Raw genomic sequence first — 17,029 nt, 5'->3', positions numbered from 1 at the left:
CGGTCGATACGCTAGGGCTGACGACGAGGCTGAGGAGCTTTTCGATGCAGCGGTGGCGGGGATTGGAGTCGGTTCCCGGTGGCTGGGGCCGGTCCGTTGTGACCATCGGCGTCTTCGACGGCGTGCACCGCGGCCACCAGGCGATCATCGGGCACGCGGTGAAGCGCGCCCGCGACATGGGTCTGCAGTCGGTGGTGCTGACCTTCGACCCGCATCCGGCCGAGGTGGTGCGCCCGGGCTCGCACCCGGCGGTGCTCACCGAGCCGGTGCGCAAGGCGGAGCTGATCGAGCAGCTCGGGGTGGACGCGCTCTGCGTGGTCCCGTTCACCCCGGCGTTCTCCCAGCTCGACCCGAACGAGTTCGTGCACGACGTGCTGGTGGAGAAACTGCACGCGGCGGACGTGGTGGTCGGCGACAACTTCCGGTTCGGGCACAAGGCGGCCGGCGACGTGACGCTGCTGGAGAGCCTGGGGCGGACGTTCGGCTTCACGGTCGAGGAGGCGCCGCTGGTCTCGGCGGACGGGGTGGTGTTCAGCTCGACGTACATCCGCAGTTGCGTCGACGCCGGCGACGTGCACGCGGCGGCCGCGGCGCTGGGCCGGCCGCACCGGCTCTCCGGCGTGGTGGTCCGCGGCGACCAGCGCGGGCGCGAGCTCGGCTTCCCGACCGCCAACCTGATGACCCATCGGTACGCGGCGGTCCCGGCCGACGGCGTCTATGCCGCGTGGCTCACCCGGGGCGGGGAGAACGCCGGTCGCTGGCCGGCCAGCGTGTCGATCGGCACCAATCCCACATTCTCCGGGCGGGAGCGCCGGGTGGAGGCTTACGCCCTCGACTTCTCGGGTGACCTGTACGGCGAGCGGGTCAGCCTCGACTTCGTGGCGCACCTTCGTGAGCAGCGCAGATACGACGCGATCGCACCGCTGATCGCGCAGATCCGGGCCGACGTGGAAGAGACCCGCGTGTTGCTCCGGTAACCCCCTGGTAGGGTTTAACCGTTCCGCCACGCCTGCCCGACGCCGCGGGTTGCGGAAAATTCCTTGAAGCGGCAACACAGAAGTTCGGAGAACATGGCGCTCGACCAAGACACCAAGAACAAGATCATGGCGGAGTACGCGACCAAGGAGGGCGACACCGGTTCGCCCGAGGTTCAGGTCGCCATGCTCACCAAGCGGATCGCCGACCTGACCGAGCACCTGAAGCAGCACAAGCACGACCACCACAGCCGTCGTGGCCTGCTCCTGCTCGTCGGCCAGCGCCGCCGCCTGCTGAACTACGTTCACAAGAAGGACATCGCTCGCTACCGGACGCTCATCGAGCGTCTCGGCCTGCGCCGATAGTTTGACCGGGGAGCGGCTTCGGCCGCTCCCCGCGTAACACCACCCCACGGACCCGCGCGGCTCACACCCGGCAGCACCGGTCTCCGGTAGTGGTTCCCAGGCTCACTCCTGGGTACTTCGATCGAAGACCGGCCTTGTTGAAACGCGCTGTAGACCGCCGGGTCCTCGACGAAGAGGAGTACCTCACTTGACAGAGCAGACCGCTCTCGGCACCGAATCTCGTACGGCAGTCATCGACAACGGGTCGTTCGGCACCCGCGAGATCGTCTTCTCCACCGGCCGCCTGGCCAAGCAGGCCGCCGGTTCGGTGATCGTCCAGCTGGGCGACACCACCGTCCTCTCCGCGACCACGGCCAGCAAGGCGCCGAAGGAGCACTTCGACTTCTTCCCGCTGACCGTCGACGTCGAGGAGCGGATGTACGCCGCGGGCCGGATCCCCGGCTCGTTCTTCCGGCGCGAGGGCCGTCCCAGCGAGGACGCCATCCTCACCTGCCGGCTGATCGACCGGCCGCTGCGCCCGTCGTTCACCAAGGGCCTGCGCAACGAGGTCCAGGTCGTCGAGACCGTGCTGGCCCTCGACCCGGCCCACCCGTACGACGTCGTCGCGATGAACGCCGCGTCGATGTCCACCAAGCTCTCCGGCCTGCCGTTCAGCGGCCCGGTCGGCTCGACCCGGATCGCGCACATCGACGGCCAGTGGGTCGCCTTCCCGACCATCGAGGAGCTCGAGCGGGCCACCTTCGACATGGTCGTGGCCGGCCGGGTCACCGCCGAGGGCGACGTCGCGATCATGATGGTCGAGGCCGAGGCCACCCCGCAGGCGGTCAAGCTGATCGCCGGCGGCGCCACCGCGCCGACCGAGGAGATCGTGGCCGGTGGCCTGGAGGCCGCCAAGCCGGCGATCCGTGAGCTCTGCCGCGCGCAGAGCGAGCTGGCCGACGTGGCCGCCAAGCCGGTCGCCGAGTTCCCGGTCTTCCTGGACTACCAGGACGACGTCCTCAGCGCGGTCAGCGACGCGGTCCGTGCCGAGGTCGCCGAGGCGCTGAAGATCGCCGGCAAGCAGGAGCGCGAGGAAGCCCTCGACCTGGTCAAGGCGAAGGCGCACGAGCTGCTCGACGAGCGGTTCGAGGGCCGGGAGAAGGAGATCAGCGCGGCCTTCCGCTCGATCACCAAGTCCGAGGTCCGGCAGCGGGTGCTGCGCGAGCAGATCCGCATCGACGGCCGCGGCCCGCGGGACATCCGCCCGCTGACCGCGCAGATCGGCGTGCTGCCGCGGGTGCACGGCTCGGCGCTGTTCGAGCGGGGCGAGACCCAGATCCTCGGCGTCACCACCCTGAACATGCTGCGTATGGAGCAGGCGCTGGACACCCTCTCCCCGGAGAAGACCAAGCGCTACATGCACAACTACAACTTCCCGCCGTACTCGACCGGTGAGACCGGCCGGGTCGGCTCGCCGAAGCGGCGTGAGATCGGCCACGGTGCGCTGGCCGAGCGCGCGCTGGTGCCGGTGCTGCCGTCGCGCGAGGAGTTCCCGTACGCGATCCGTCAGGTTTCCGAGGCCCTCGGCTCCAACGGTTCCACCTCGATGGGCTCGGTCTGCGCCTCGACGCTGTCCCTGCTCGCCGCCGGTGTGCCGCTGAAGGCGCCGGTCGCCGGCATCGCGATGGGCCTGATCTCGGACGAGGTCGACGGCAAGACGCAGTACATCGCGCTGACCGACATCCTGGGCGCCGAGGACGCGTTCGGTGACATGGACTTCAAGGTCGCCGGCACCAGCGAGTTCGTCACCGCCCTGCAGCTGGACACCAAGCTCGACGGCATCCCGTCGGACGTGCTGGCCGGCGCGCTGCAGCAGGCGCACGAGGCCCGGGCGACGATCCTGGCCGTGATGAACGCCGCGATCGAGTCCCCGGCTGCGATGAGCGAGCACGCCCCGCGGGTCACCACCGTGAAGATCCCGGTCGACAAGATCGGCATGGTGATCGGCCCGAAGGGTCAGACCATCAACGCGATCCAGGACGAGACCGGCGCCGACATCTCGATCGAGGACGACGGCACGATCTACGTCGGCGCGACCAACGGCCCGGCCGCCGAGGCCGCGGTCGAGCGGATCAACGCGATCGCCAACCCGACCCTGCCGAAGATGGGCGACAAGTTCCTCGGCACCGTGGTGAAGACGGCCGCGTTCGGCGCGTTCATCTCGCTGCTGCCCGGCCGTGACGGCCTGCTGCACATCTCCAAGGTGGGCGACGGCAAGCGGGTCGACAAGGTCGAGGACTTCCTCAACGTCGGCGACAAGGTCGAGGTCCAGATCGCGGACATCGACGCGCGCGGCAAGATCTACCTGGACAAGGTGCGCCCGGAGGGCGAGGAGGCCCCGGCTCCGGCCGCGGCGTCCGGCGAGGCCAAGCCGCGCGAGGAGCGCGCCCCGCGGGAGAACCGCGAGGGCGGCGGCGAGCCCCGTCGCCGCCGGTCCCGGCCGTCCGGTGACCGTGGCGAGCGCCGCGACTAAGTGACACCTCGTGTTGGGAACGGGCCGGCCGGTCGGCCGGCCCGTTCTCTTACCCAGACCCTGCAGGACGGCGTGCGTCGCACCACGCTCCCGTCCGGCCTGCGCATCATCACCGAGGCGATCCCGACCACCCGCAGCGCAGCCCTCGGCGTCTGGGTCGGGATCGGCTCGCGCGACGAGACCCCGGCCATGTCCGGCGCCTCACACTTCCTCGAGCACCTGCTCTTCAAGGGCACCCACAAGCGCACCGCGCTGCAGATCTCCGCGGAGATCGAGGCGGTGGGCGGCGAGACCAACGCCTTCACCACCAAGGAATACACCTGCTACTACGCGCGGGTGCTGGACAGCGACCTGCCGCTGGCGGTGGACGTGCTGGTGGACGCGGTGGCCGACTCGATCCTCGAGCCCGCCGACGTGGAGACCGAGCGAGGCGTGATCCTCGAGGAGATCGCCATGCACGAGGACGAGCCGGGCGACGAGGTGCACGACGTCTTCGCCGAGGCGATCTACGGCAACCACCCGCTGGGCCGGCTGATCTCCGGCACCCCGGAGTCGGTCACCCCGATGACCCGGAACCAGATCAACACCTTCTACCGCAAGCGGTACCGGGCGCCGGAGATCGTCATCGCGGCGGCCGGCAACCTGGACCACGCGCTGGTGGTCCGGCTGGTCCGCAAGGCGCTGGCCGGCACCCCGCTGGACACCGGTGGCGCCGAGCCGGCCGGGCCGCGGGACGGCGACAAGCGGGTCCGGGTGCAGAAACCGCACACCGTGGTGCTGCACCGGGACACCGAGCAGGCGCACATCGTGCTCGGCGGCGTCGGCCTGAGCCGGTACGACGAGCGCCGCTTCGCCCTCGGCGTGCTCAACAACATCCTCGGCGGCGGCATGTCCAGCCGCCTCTTCCAGGAGATCCGGGAGAAGCGGGGCCTGGCCTACTCGGTGTACTCGTACGCCGCCCAGTACGCCGACTCCGGCCTGTTCGGTGTCTACGCCGGCTGCGCCCCGGGCAAGGCCGGCGAGGTGCTCGACCTGATCCGCACCGAGCTCGACCGGGTGGCGCAGGACGGGATCACCGCCGAGGAACTGGTCCGCGGCAAGGGCATGGTCAAGGGGTCGTACGTGCTGGGGCTGGAGGACACCGGCTCGCGGATGAGCCGGCTGGCCAAGTCCGAGCTGCTGCACGGCCACCTGATGGGCGTGGACGAGCTGCTCGGCCGGGTGGACGCGGTGACCGTCGCCGATGTCGGGCGGGTGGCCGCGGATCTGCTGGCACATCGACACTCCTTGGCAGTGGTGGGGCCGTTCGACGAGGGCGCGTTTCCCCCTGGTTAACCTTGGGACCCGTGACAGCGCTGGACCATCCCCCCACCTCCTCGCTCCGGCGGAGACGTACCGTCGGCATGCTGGTCTGGGGGGTGGTCTTCGCCGTCGGGGTCTACTTCGTCGGCGTGCCGACCAGCGACCCGCTGATCGCCTTCGGCTGGCTGTGGCTGGCCACCATCGCGTGGCGCAACGACCAGCCGTGGCGGACCCACCTGCGCTTCCTGCGCGACTGGCTGCCGATCGCGCTGCTGCTGGTGGTCTACAACGTCTCGCGCAGTTGGGCCGACGACTTCTTCGCCCCGCACGTCACCCCGTTGATCGACGCGGACAAGGCGATGTTCGGCTGGCTGACCGGCGGCCAGGTGCCGACCACCTGGCTGCAGCAGCACCTCTACCACCCGGGCGAGACCCCGTGGTGGCTGGCCGTGGTCACGCTGGTCTACGTCTCGCACTTCCTGACCGTGCCGACCATCGCGGTGATCCTCTGGGTGCGGGCCCGGGCGCCGTGGGCCCGGTTCATGCGCCGCTGGTTCACCCTGTGCGTGTTCGGCCTGGCCACCTACTTCCTCTACCCGGCCGCCCCGCCGTGGTGGGCGCACGAGCACGGCCAGCTGACCGAGCCGGTGGCCCGGATCTCCACCAACGGCTGGGACGTGCTCGGCCTGCACGGCGCCGGCAACACGCTGAACGCACTGCAGGTGGAGCAGTCCAACCCGGTCGCCGCGATGCCCTCGCTGCACACCGCGTGGGCGATGATGGCGGTCGCCTTCTTCCTGCCGGCGGTCCGCCGCCGGTGGTGGCCGCTGCTGCTGGCCTACCCGCTGGCGATGACCTTCACGCTGGTCTACACCGGCGAGCACTACATGATCGACGTGCTGGTCGGCTGGCTCTACGTGGCGCTGGTCTTCCTCCTCGTGGGCCGGGCCGAGCGCTGGTGGGCGCGGCGCGCGGCGGACGCCGGCCACCACCCGGACTCGCCTCACTCCCAGGTGACCCGCGAGACCGCGCCTAGGTTAGGTTCACCGGGTGACTCCTGAACCCATTCGTGTCGGTGTTCTCGGCGCTCGGGGCCGCATGGGCCTCGAGGTGTGCAAGGCGGTCGACGCCGCCCCCGACCTCGACCTGGTCGCCCTGCTCGACCACGACGACACCCGCGCCTCCGCGGTCGAGGCCGGAGCCCGGGTGCTGGTCGACTTCACCAACCCCGGCGTGGTGATGGAGAACCTGCGCTGGGCGATCGAGCAGGGCATCAACGTGGTGGTCGGCACCTCCGGGTTCACCACCGAGCGGCTCGACGAGGTCCGCGGCTGGCTGGCCGGCCGTCCCGAGGTCGGCGTCGTGATCGCGCCCAACTTCGGCATCGGCGCCGTCCTGATGATGCAGTTCGCCGCCCGCGCTGCCCGCTACTTCGACTCGGTGGAGATCATCGAGCAGCACCACCCGCGCAAGCTCGACGCGCCCAGCGGCACCGCGATGCACACCGCGCGGCTGGTCGCCGAGGCCCGCCGCGCGGCCGGCTGCCCGCCGATGCCGGACGCCACCGAGGAGGAGTTCGCCGGCGCCCGCGGCACCGACATCGAGGGCGTCCGGGTGCACGCGGTCCGCGCCTCCGGCCTGATCGCGCACCAGGAGGTCCTGTTCGGCGCGGCCGGCGAGACGCTCACCATCCGGCACGATTCGCTGGACCGCTCGTCGTTCATGCCGGGCGTCCTGCTCGCGGTCCGCGAGGTGGTCAAGCGGCCCGGGCTGACGCTCGGCCTCGACGAACTGCTCGACTGACCGGCCCGGTTCCCGCTGAAGGTTCCCGGGTTTCCCCGGGCTGTCGTCTCGGTTTTCCGGCCTTCTCAAGATCAACTTCCAGAGCGTCATATACGCAGGCCCGGCGGGGTGCGGATCGCATGCTCCCGGCACCCCTCTGTCAAGGGGTTGGTGTGAGGGGTGTTTTAGGGTGGTGGTTGGCGGGTCCGGGTTGTGACTTTTCCGAAGTGTCGATCTTGGGGTTTGGGTCGGCCGCGCTGGAGTTCAGAGTCGCCCCCGTGTGTCCTCCCGGACCCGTCGCTGTCTGTTGTGCCGTGTGGTCGTCTTTGATCATTTGGCGGTAGACGGTGTCGGACAGGCGTCGTTTCAACGCTCGCATGGCTTCCATCGCGGTTTTGCCTTCGGCGCGTTTGCGCTGGTAGTAGGCGCGGCCGGGGGTGTCGAAGCGGAGCTGGGTGATGGCCATGATGTGCAGGACCCGGTTGATGCGCCGGTTCCCGGCCCGGTTGAGCCGGTGATGATGGTTGTCGCCGGAGGACACGTCGATGGGGGCGGTGCCGTTCCAGGTGGCGAAGTGCCCGCGGGTCGGGAAGCGGCTGATGTCGCCGATGTCGCCGAGCAGGCGGGCGGCGCCGGAGGGGCCGATGCCGTTGAGGCTGGTCAGCTGGGTGCCGGTGGCGGCCAGCACGGTCTTCAGCTGCCGGTTGGCTGCTTTGATCTTGGTGTCCAGGGTGGTGAGCTCGTCGGCCAGGTCGCCGGCCAGCTGATAGCGGGTGGCGGTGACGATGTCGCCGGCCGGGACGCTGACGCGTTCGAGCAGGGTGCGGGCCTGGTCGGTGGTCAGGTTCTTCTTCGCGCCGCCGGGGATCAGTTCGAGCAGTAGCTGGTGCAGCCGGTTGATGGTCTCGGTGCGGGTGGCGCCGAGCTGGTCGCGGCGGTCGGCCAGCAGCCGCAGCGCGACGGTGGCGCCGTCGGCGTGAACGCGGCGCAGGCCCGGGGTGCGCAGGGCGGTCACCGCGATGTGGTGCGCGTCGTGACCGTCGGTTTTACGGCCGTGCCCGGTGTCAAAGTTGCGGGCTTTCGCGGCGAGTTTCGCCGGGACGTCCAGCACGGTTTCGCCGTCGGCGACCAGCCGCTGGGCCAGGTGCCGGCCGATGCCGTTACAGCCCTCGACCGCCCACACCCGGCCGGCGTGACGGCGGCCGGCGGCGAGCATCTGCTGGTAGCCACCGGTGTCGGTGCCGTACCTGCCACGGGCCAGCACCTGTTCACGCTCGTTGATGATCTCGATCGTCGCGGACCGCTTGTGCGGATCGACTCCAATGATCAGCTGACCCATGTACCCGTTGACCTTCCCGTCGTCGCGGCAGAACCACACCAGCGGGAGGGCAACGCTACTTACAGCTGGGCAAACCCCTCTTCAGCCACTCCGCGCCACGGTGACCGGCAGGGTCCAAGCCGGGAGAGAGCCACACCCCGCCATATGAGTGGGCAGCGCGGGCCTGAGCACCCTACCGATCACCTCGACCAAGCCTGGCCGGGCCGCGGTCGTACACCAAATTCTCTTTAAGTAGCGCGGGCCGAGGGCGGCGATCTGGCCGCTGCGCGTCCAAAGCGATCGCCGCCCTCTTCACTGTCCGCGGCTGGTCACCGGAACCCCGCCGTCCCACGAAGCCAGCTGTCCCAGCGAGGCCCCGCAGTCCGAGCGAAGCGCCGTTGTCCCAGCGAAGCGCGGCTGTCTCACCGGGGCTTCGCAGTCCGAGCGAAGCGCCGTCGTCCCAGTGAAGCGCGGCTGTCTCACCGGGGCTGCGCAGTCCGAGCGATGCGCCGTTGTCCCGGGGGAGCGCGGCTGTCTCACCGGGGCTTCGCAGTTCCAGCGAGGGGCCGTTGTCCCAGTGAGGCGCCGCTGTCTCACCGGGATTCCACAGTCCAAGCTCAGCGCCGTTGTCCCAGCGAAGCGCCGCGTCTCACCGGCGCTCCGCAGTCCTAGCGAAGCGCCGCCGTCCTAGCGAGGCTCCGCGGCCCCAGTGAAGCGCCGCCGTCTCACCGAAGCGCAACCCGTCCACATTCCCGGGTTTTCCACAGGCCGCCCGGCGGCGCCCCTGAAAATCCGCCACGCTTGTCCAGGGATGGTCCCCCTGGGAGGGCGGGCTGTGAGCGGGGCGGGCTGTGAGCGGGGCGGGCTGTGAGCGGGGCGGGCTGTGAGCGGGCCGAGCCGCCAGAGGCGCAGCCTATGAGCGGGACCGACCTGTGAGCAGAGTGCGCCTGTGCCCGAGGCACGCCTATGACCGGCGCCCGGCTGTGACTGGGACAGGCTATAAACAGGCCGCCCTGTGCGAGCGGAGCTGGCTGTAAGCGGGCCGGCCGGTAACGGGCCGGCCTGTAAGCGGGCCGGCCTGTAAGCGGGCCGGCCTGTGAGCGGGCCGGGCCCGAGGACGCGGCGTGACCGCAGTGCGCTTACTGGGACAGATCGACGTGCAGGCGGAGCTGGGGGACCAGCAGGTCCTCGACGTCGAGGGCGCGCCCGGCCCCGTCCGGCTCCCACCCGGCCGACTCCAGGAACTTGCGCATCACCGTGTCCGAGTCGTAGACCCAGGCCACCGCCGCCCCGAAGCCGTCCTCGCGCCACAGGTCGACGGCCGCCGCCAGCAGCCGGCTGCCGTGCCCGCGGCGGCCCCAGCGCGGCTCGACCAGCAGGTCGGTGACCGCCGCGACGGAGGGCGGCAGCGGCGGCTCCTCCGGCGCCAGGGCCTGCTCGTCGGCCGGCCCGGCGGCCGCGAAGCCGACCACGTGCTCGGCTGTCTCGGCCTGCTCGACGGCGATCAGCACCCGGTGCCGGGCGGACGGCGGCGCGGTGATCGCCTCGGTCCAGCCGGTGGCCAGCATCTGCTCGTCGAGCTGGGCCAGCACGTGCGCCGGGAACATGCGCCGGTACGCGCTGCGCCAGGTGACCAGCTGGATGCGAGCGATCTCCGGGGCGTCCTCGGGACGCGCGGGACGGACGAAGCCGAGAGCCATGGCGGCAGCCTACAGAGGACGCCGGTAGCGCAGTTTCGGCACGTCGATCCCGGCGCCCGCCCGGTGTGTCACCGGCATCCCGTCGGTGGTCATCCCGGCCCGTTCGTAGAAGTGCCGCGCCCGCTCGTTGCCGGCCAGCACCCACAGGCGCATCTCCGGGAAGCCCCGGTCACGCAGGGCGTCCCGCACCGCCGCGAACAGCAGCCAGCCCGCGTCGCCTCCCCAGTGCGCCGGGTCGACGTAGATCGCGTAGAGCTCGCCGAGGGCCGGTTCTTCCCGGTCCGGGCCGAAACTGGCGAACCCGGCGATCCGGCCCTCCCGCTCGGCGACCAGGGTCTGCCGGCCCGGCTCGGCCCGCACGCTGCGGCGCCGCGCCGCGAAGACCGCCGGGTCCAGGGCGGCGAGGTGCTCGGCCGGCAGGATCCCGGCCTGGCTCGCCCGGGTGCTGCGCACGTGGACGGCGGCGACCTCGTCGACATCGTCCGGCGTCAGCGCCCGGATCACCGTCCCCATCCCGGCAACTTTGTCATACCCCTGTCCTAGTCTGCTCATCGATGACCAGTCCCGAGACGCTCTCCGTCGCCCAGGCCCGCCGGGTCACCCTGGCCGCGCAGGGCTTCACCGACCCCAAGCCGGGCGGAGCCACCGACCTGCGCCACCTGCGCCGGGTGCTGCGCCGCCTGCACCTGATCCAGATGGACTCGGTGAATGTGTTGCAGCGCGCCCACTTCATGCCGCTCTACAGCCGGCTCGGCCCCTATCCGGCCGGTCTGCTGGAGCGCGCGGCCTACCGCCGGCCCCGCGAGCTGTTCGAGTTCTGGGGCCACGAGGCCTCGCTGATCCGGGTCGACCTGCAGCCGCTGTTCCGCTGGCGGATGGCCCGGGCGCAGCAGTATGCCTGGGGCGGCATGCGCCGGGTCGCCGCCGAGCAGCCCGACCTGGTGGCCTGGGTGCTCGACGAGGTCCGCGGCCGGGGTCCGATCACCGCCGCCGAGATCGAGCACGACGTGCCCCGCCGCAAGGACCACTGGGGGTGGAACTGGTCGGTCGTCAAGCAGGCGCTGGAGTGGCTGTTCTACACCGGCCAGGTGACCGCCGCCGAGCGGACCACCTCGTTCGCCCGGCGCTATGACCTGACCGAGCGGGTGCTGCCGGCCGCGGTGCTCGACGCGCCCACCCCGGCGCCGGAGGACGCCTTCCGGTCGCTGGTCGAGCTCTCCGCGCGGGCGCTGGGTGTGGCCGCCGAGCCCGAGCTGCGTGACTATTTCCGGCTGCCCACCAAGGAGTGCCGCACGGCGATCGCCGAGCTGGTCGAGGCGGGCGTGCTGCGCCCGGTGGCCGTCCCGGGGTGGCGGCCGGTGGCTTACCTGCATCACGAGGCCAAGCTGCCGCGCCGGGTCGACGTGGCCACCCTGATCAGCCCGTTCGACCCGCTGATCTGGCAGCGCGAGCGCACCGAGCGGCTGTTCGACATGACGTACCGGATCGAGATCTACGTGCCCCGGCCGCAGCGGCTCTACGGCTATTACGTGCTGCCGTTCCTGCTCGGTGACCGGTTCGCCGCCCGGCTCGACCTCAAGGCCAACCGGCAGACCGGTGTGCTGGAGGTGCCGGCCGCCTGGCTGGAGCCGTCCGCCGACCAGGACGAGACCGCTCAGGCGCTCGCCGCCGAGCTGCGCCGGCTGGCCGGCTGGCTGGGCCTGGAGACGATCGCCGCCCCGGTCGCGGGTGATTTCGCCGGCCCGCTCACGGCGGCTCTGAAAAGCCTCTGAGGTGTACCGTGGCGCCCATGAGCACCGCAGTCGGCGACGCCCTCCCGCCCTGGCTGGCGGACCAGCCGCTGCAGGGCCCGCCGGTGCCGCCCGACTGGCCGGCCTACCGGCACTATCCGGTCGCCCATCCGGACCGGCTGACCCGGTTCTTCGACCGGCTGGCCACCCGTTCCCCGGTCTGGCTGGCCCCGCTCGCCGTGCTGGCCTGCATGGGCGGCGCGGTGGGTTACACGCTGGTCACCGACCCGGTCCAGGCGGAGGCCGGCGCCGAGCCCACCTGTCTGCTGAAATATGTGACCGGTTTCGTCTGCCCGGGCTGCGGTGGCACCCGCGCCGCGTGGTACCTGTTGCACGGCGACCTGCCCGCGGCCGCCCGGCACCACGCGGTTTTCGTTTTCGCCGTGCCCTTCCTGCTGTACATGTATGTCGCCTGGGCCGGTCGCAAGGTGTTCCGCTGGCGGATCCGGCAGCTCTCGATCAGTTCGGCCGTCATGATCACATTCATGGCGGTCTGGGCCGTCTGGAGCATCCTGCGTAACCTCCCCTGGGCCCCGTTCACCGCTTTCTACGTGTGACCGGGCCGTCCGATAGGTTGTCAGGTATGACGCACGACCCGCGGCCCTTCGGCCGGCTGCTTACCGCCATGGTGACCCCGTTCACCCGGGACGGCGCCCTGGACATCGAGGGTGCGGCCCGCCTGGCCGTCCACCTCGTCGACGAGCAGCGCAACGACGCTCTGGTGATCAGCGGCACCACCGGCGAGTCCCCGACCACGACCGACGCGGAGAAGGAGACGCTCCTGCGCGCCGTGGTGGAGGCGGTCGGTGACCGGGCCAAGGTGGTCGCCGGGGTCGGCACCAACAACACCGCGCACACCATCGAGCTGGCGCACGCCGCGGAGAAAGCCGGCGCGCACGGTCTGCTGGTCGTGACGCCGTATTACAACAAGCCCCCGCAGGCCGGCGTGCTGCGGCACTTCCTGGCCGTGGCGGACGCCTCCGGGCTGCCGATCATGGCTTATGACATCCCGCACCGGGCCGGCACCGCGATCGCGACCGAGACCCTGGTCCGGCTGGCCGAGCACGAGCGGATCGTCGCGGTCAAGGACGCCAAGGGCGACCTGATCGCCAGCTCGTGGGTGCTGAGCCGGACCGATCTGGCGTTCTACTCCGGCGACGACGCGGCCACCCTGCCGCTGCTGTCGATCGGTGGCGTCGGCCTGGTCGGCACCTCCTCGCACTTCACCGGCGCGCTGGCGAAAGGCATGATCGAGGCCTACGAGGCCGGCGACACGGCCGGCGCGCTGCGTCTGCACCGCCAGGCTCTGCCGCTGTTCACCGGCATCTTCCGGTCTCCGGGGACGATCCTGGTGAAAGCCGGGTTGACGGCGGCCGGCCTGCCCGCGGGCCCGGTCCGGTCCCCGCTGGTCGACGCGAGCGACGAGGAGCTCACCCAATTGCGCCAGGACGCCGCCGCAGCCGGCATCGTGCTCTGACAGGAAGAGGCGAATGACTAACGCTCACGTGGAGCTGGGTCCGCCGCCCCCGCTGCCGGAGGGCGCCCTGCGCGTCGTCCCGCTCGGCGGGCTCGGCGCCATCGGCCGCAACATGACGGTTCTCGAGTTCGACGGCAAGCTGCTGGTGATCGACTGCGGGGTGCTCTTCCCCGACGTCGAGCAGCCCGGCGTCGACCTGATCCTGCCGGACTTCGCGCCGATCCTGGACCGGCTCGAGGACATCCAGGCGATCGTGCTGACCCACGGTCACGAGGACCACATCGGCGCGGTGCCCTATCTGCTCGCCCACAAGGCGGACATCCCGCTGGTCGGCTCGGAGTTCACCCTGGCGCTGGTCGAGGCGAAACTGGCCGAGCGCCGCCTGGACCCGTACACGCTGACCGTCCGGGAGGGCGGCATCGAGCGGCTCGGCCCGTTCGAGTGCGAGTTCTTCGCGGTGAACCACTCGATCCCGGACGCGCTGGCGGTCGCCGTGCGCACCCCGGCCGGGCTGGTGCTGCACACCGGCGACTTCAAGATGGACCAGGTCCCGCTGGACGGCCGGATCACCGACCTGGCCGGTTTCGCCCGGCTCGGCGCCGAGGGCATCGACCTGCTGCTCTCCGACTCGACGAACGCCGAGGTGCCCGGTTTCGTGGCGCCGGAGCGGGACATCGGCCCGGTGCTCAGCTCGATCTTCGGCAAGGCGAAGGGCCGGATCATCGTGGCCAGCTTCGCCTCCCACGTGCACCGCGTGCAGCAGGTGATGGACGCCGCCTGGGAATACGAGCGGAAGGTCGCGCTGATCGGCCGGTCCATGGTCCGCAACATGGGCATCGCCCGGGACCTGGGTCTGCTGCGCATCCCGGACGGCCTGCTGGTCGGCCTGGACGAGGCCACCCACCTGCCGCCCGACGAGATCGTCTTCATGTCCACCGGTTCGCAGGGCGAGCCGATGAGCGCGCTGGGCCGGATGTCCACCGGCGACCACCGGCACATCACCATCGCGCCAGGTGACACCGTCGTGCTGGCCAGTTCGCTGGTGCCGGGCAACGAGACCTCGGTCTACCGGGTGATCAACCAGCTGTCCCGGGCCGGCGCCACGGTGATCCACAAGGAGACGGCGAAGGTGCACGTGTCCGGCCACGCCCCGGCCGGCGAGCTGCGCTACCTGCTGAATGTGACCCGCCCCAGCAACCTGATGCCGGTGCACGGCGAGTGGCGGCACCTGCGCGCCCACGCCCAGCTCGGCATCGAGACCGGCGTCGCGCCGGACCGGGTGGTGCTCTGCGAGGACGGCGACGTGGTCGACCTGGTCGAGGGCCACGCCCGGGTGGTCGGCCGGGTCCGCAGCCGGTACGTCTATGTCGACGGCCTGGCGGTCGGCGACGTCAGCGAGTCGCTGCTGACCGAGCGGCGGATCCTGGGCGACGGCGGGTTCATCGCGGCCACCGTGGTGATCGACTCGGTGACCGGCAAGGTGGTCGGCGAGCCGAGCATCTCGGCGAAGGGCTTCTCCGAGGACCCGGACGCGTTCAATCCGGTCATCCCGTTGCTCACCGCGGCCCTGCACCGGTCCGCCGAGGACGGCATCACCGACACCCACCAGCTGCAACAGGTGGTCCGCCGGACCGTCGGCCGCTGGGTGAACGACGCGTACCGGCGCCGTCCGATGATCGTTCCGACCGTGGTCGAGGTTTAAGGCTGCCTTAACGACTCAACCGTTTTCGGTCAGACTGCGTACTCCCTGACACGGTGCCGCCCCCACGGCACCCGTGGCGGAGGGAGTACTCCAGATGCAGCGCAGATCGATCGCCGTTGCTGCGGCGGTGGTGGCGGCGACCGCGGCAGCGGTCGCCTTCACCCTGCCGTCGCTGGCCGGCACCACGCCGACCGGCGACAGCGGCACGACGAAAGCGGGCCGAGGCGGGGGTGTGTCCCCGCAGTTGCTCGCGGCGATGAAGCGTGACCTGGGCCTCGACGCGGAGCAGGCGACGACCCGGCTGGCCCGCTCGAAGTGGGCCGGCGGGGTCACCGCGACCCTGGCCGCGGCCACCGGCGACAGCTACGCTGGCGCGTGGCTCGCCAAGGACGGCACCACCCTGAAGGTCGCGGTGACCGATTCCGGCGCGGCTGCCGAGGTCAAGGCGGCCGGGGCGGTGCCGGTGCTGGTCAAGCGCAGCGAGTCGGAGCTGGACGAGGCGAAGAGCAAGCTGGACCGCCGGGTGACAGCGGCCAGCGGTCTGACCGGCTGGTACGTCGACGCCCCGACCAACAAGCTGGTCATTGTCGCGCAGCCGGGCGCCAAGACGGACCCGGTGGCGTTCGCCCGCAAGGCCGGCGTCCCCGCCGACGCGGTCACCGTGAAGGTGAGCAAGCAGCAGCCGAAGCCGCTGTTCGACGTGCGCGGCGCGGATCCGTACTTCATCGCGGTGGACGGGGGCACCGCCCGCTGCTCGATCGGCTTCTCGGTGGAGGGCGGCTTTGTCACGGCCGGCCACTGCGGTGCGGCCGGCACGCAGACCAGCGGCTTCAACAACCAGGCGCAGGGCGAGGTGAAGGCCTCGGTCTTCCCGGGCAACGCCGACATGGGCTTCGTCGAGGTGAACGGCGACTGGACGCCGCGCCCGGTGGTCAACGACTTCAAGGGCAACGAGCTGCCGGTGGCCGGCAACACCGAGGCCCCGGTCGGCGCCGCGGTCTGCCGCTCCGGCTCCACCACCGGCACGTTCTGCGGCACCATCCTGGCCAAGAACCAGACGGTCCGCTACCCGGAGGGCGCGGTGACCGGCCTGACCCGCACCGACGTCTGCGCCGAGGGCGGCGACTCGGGCGGCCCGTGGCTCTCCGGCGACCAGGCGCAGGGTGTCACCTCGGGTGGCTCCGGCGACTGCACGGTCGGCGGCGAGACGTTCTTCCAGCCGGTCAACGAGATCCTGGCGGCGAACGACCTGACGCTGGTGACCAGCGGCGGAGGTGACACCGGTGGCGCCGCGCCGACCGAGTCCGCCCCCGCCGGCGAGGCGACGGCCCCGGCGGCCGCCTGCGGCGACCTGCCGGTGCAGCGCGACGGCTCGATCAGCCAGACCGGCAAGGCGCAGGCCCAGCCGAACGGCGGCACCTTCCGGGCCCGGGCCGGCACCCACACCGCCTGCCTGCAGTCGCCCGACGGCGCCGACTTCGACCTGGTGCTGCAGCGGCTGACCCGGAACGGCTTCCGCACCGTGGCGCAGGCCACCGGCGACGGGGCCAAGACGCTCAGCGTCGAGCAGCGCTCCGGCACCTTCCGGTACGTGGTGGTGGCCACCTCCGGCAGCGGCGCCTACTCGCTTGGCTTCAACGTGCAGTAACCGCGTACGGAAAAAGGGACCGGGGCCGGACAGCGGCCCCGGTCCTTTTCTGTCGGTCAGTTCTTCAGCTCGCCCAGCGCCTCGCCCAGCCGGCACCCGGTCGCGATCCCGCAGAGCAGCACCTGGTCGAGCTGTTCCGGGGTCACGCCGCGCTCCCAGTCGGTCGACACCTCGCCGATCACGACCGCCGCGCCGTCGTCGGTGACCTGCACGTACGCCTTCGGCCAGAGCTGGTCGCGGTTCCACGTGTTGCAGAACTCGTAGAGTCGCGGCACGTCCTCGACGGTGAAGACGTGCTGCATCATCGCCCGGATCTGGAGCATCTCCCGCTTCTCGCCGAGCCGGAAGAAGTAGATCAGGTTCCCCTGGAAGTTCCCGGCGATGTCCCCGTCCTCGTCGACGAAGTACGCGAACCCGCGGGCGTCCAGCGCCGCCTTGATCATCTCGCTGTCGAGTGG

General features: G+C 71.1%; 15 protein-coding genes. 11 read left to right on the top strand and 4 right to left on the bottom strand.

Annotated features, from left to right (window positions below; all coding sequences use genetic code 11):
• Positions 1-44 precede the first annotated feature (44 nt).
• From BJY16_RS01935 to dapB, 6 genes are all read left to right on the top strand, one after another.
• Positions 45-977 (top strand): bifunctional riboflavin kinase/FAD synthetase, encoded by a 933-nt coding sequence (locus BJY16_RS01935; protein WP_185037414.1) that lies wholly within the window; start codon positions 45-47, stop codon positions 975-977.
• Positions 978-1,070: 93 nt separating this feature from the next.
• Positions 1,071-1,340 (top strand): 30S ribosomal protein S15, encoded by a 270-nt coding sequence (gene rpsO / locus BJY16_RS01930; RefSeq protein WP_185037413.1) that lies wholly within the window; start codon positions 1,071-1,073, stop codon positions 1,338-1,340.
• 187 nt (positions 1,341-1,527) lie between these two features.
• Entirely contained in the window at positions 1,528-3,852 is a 2,325-nt protein-coding gene (locus tag BJY16_RS01925; protein ID WP_185037412.1) for a polyribonucleotide nucleotidyltransferase, read from the top strand.
• Positions 3,853-5,187: a M16 family metallopeptidase gene (locus BJY16_RS01920; RefSeq protein WP_239177886.1), complete on the top strand. Its 1,335-nt coding sequence runs from the start codon at positions 3,853-3,855 to the stop codon at positions 5,185-5,187. It begins immediately after the preceding gene.
• A gap of 68 nt (positions 5,188-5,255) precedes the next feature.
• A complete protein-coding gene (locus BJY16_RS01915; RefSeq protein ID WP_239177891.1) occupies positions 5,256-6,215 on the top strand; it encodes a phosphatase PAP2 family protein in 960 nt (319 codons plus the stop codon).
• Positions 6,205-6,957 carry a 4-hydroxy-tetrahydrodipicolinate reductase gene (gene dapB / locus BJY16_RS01910; protein WP_275408105.1) on the top strand — a complete coding sequence of 251 codons (753 nt, stop codon included), beginning with the start codon at positions 6,205-6,207 and terminating at the stop codon, positions 6,955-6,957. Before BJY16_RS01915 ends, dapB begins: the two co-directional genes overlap by 11 nt.
• A 139-nt stretch (positions 6,958-7,096) precedes the next feature.
• Here dapB and BJY16_RS01905 read toward each other — a convergent pair whose 3' ends face one another.
• The 3 genes from BJY16_RS01905 to BJY16_RS01895 form a co-directional block, all read right to left on the bottom strand.
• Positions 7,097-8,314, bottom strand: a complete 1,218-nt coding sequence (locus tag BJY16_RS01905) for an IS110 family RNA-guided transposase (RefSeq protein ID WP_311775284.1) — start codon at positions 8,312-8,314, stop codon at positions 7,097-7,099.
• A gap of 1,079 nt (positions 8,315-9,393) precedes the next feature.
• Entirely contained in the window at positions 9,394-9,954 is a 561-nt protein-coding gene (locus tag BJY16_RS01900) for a GNAT family N-acetyltransferase (protein WP_185037408.1), read from the bottom strand.
• A gap of 9 nt (positions 9,955-9,963) precedes the next feature.
• The gene (locus BJY16_RS01895; protein WP_185037407.1) at positions 9,964-10,467 is read right to left on the bottom strand and encodes a GNAT family N-acetyltransferase; all 504 of its coding nucleotides are present in this window, start codon (positions 10,465-10,467) and stop codon (positions 9,964-9,966) included.
• Between the two features lie 41 nt (positions 10,468-10,508).
• Between BJY16_RS01895 and BJY16_RS01890 the strand changes: the two genes are divergently transcribed.
• The 5 genes from BJY16_RS01890 to BJY16_RS01870 all read left to right on the top strand — a co-directional run bounded on the left by BJY16_RS01890 (position 10,509) and on the right by BJY16_RS01870 (position 16,571).
• Positions 10,509-11,726: a winged helix-turn-helix domain-containing protein gene (locus tag BJY16_RS01890; RefSeq protein WP_185037406.1), complete on the top strand. Its 1,218-nt coding sequence runs from the start codon at positions 10,509-10,511 to the stop codon at positions 11,724-11,726.
• 17 nt (positions 11,727-11,743) lie between these two features.
• Complete coding sequence (locus BJY16_RS01885) at positions 11,744-12,301, top strand: DUF2752 domain-containing protein (RefSeq protein WP_185037405.1); 558 nt, start codon at positions 11,744-11,746, stop codon at positions 12,299-12,301.
• 26 nt (positions 12,302-12,327) lie between these two features.
• Positions 12,328-13,221, top strand: coding sequence for a 4-hydroxy-tetrahydrodipicolinate synthase (gene dapA / locus BJY16_RS01880; RefSeq protein WP_185037404.1), 894 nt, complete (start codon positions 12,328-12,330; stop codon positions 13,219-13,221).
• 13 nt (positions 13,222-13,234) lie between these two features.
• The gene (locus tag BJY16_RS01875) at positions 13,235-14,923 is read left to right on the top strand and encodes a ribonuclease J (protein WP_185037403.1); all 1,689 of its coding nucleotides are present in this window, start codon (positions 13,235-13,237) and stop codon (positions 14,921-14,923) included.
• Between the two features lie 94 nt (positions 14,924-15,017).
• Positions 15,018-16,571, top strand: a complete 1,554-nt coding sequence (locus BJY16_RS01870; protein WP_185037402.1) for a S1 family peptidase — start codon at positions 15,018-15,020, stop codon at positions 16,569-16,571.
• Positions 16,572-16,627: 56 nt separating this feature from the next.
• Here the strand turns inward: BJY16_RS01870 and BJY16_RS01865 are convergent, their stop codons facing one another.
• On the bottom strand, positions 16,628-17,014 hold the full coding sequence (locus tag BJY16_RS01865; protein WP_185046220.1) for a YbjN domain-containing protein: 387 nt from the start codon (positions 17,012-17,014) through the stop codon (positions 16,628-16,630).
• Between the last annotated feature and the right edge of the window lie 15 nt (positions 17,015-17,029).

Origin of the sequence: Actinoplanes octamycinicus, assembly GCF_014205225.1 — a bacterium.
Lineage (GTDB): Bacteria > Actinomycetota > Actinomycetes > Mycobacteriales > Micromonosporaceae > Actinoplanes > Actinoplanes octamycinicus.
Note: the sequence above shows the minus strand (reverse complement) of the source record. Positions and strands in the feature narration are given on the sequence as shown.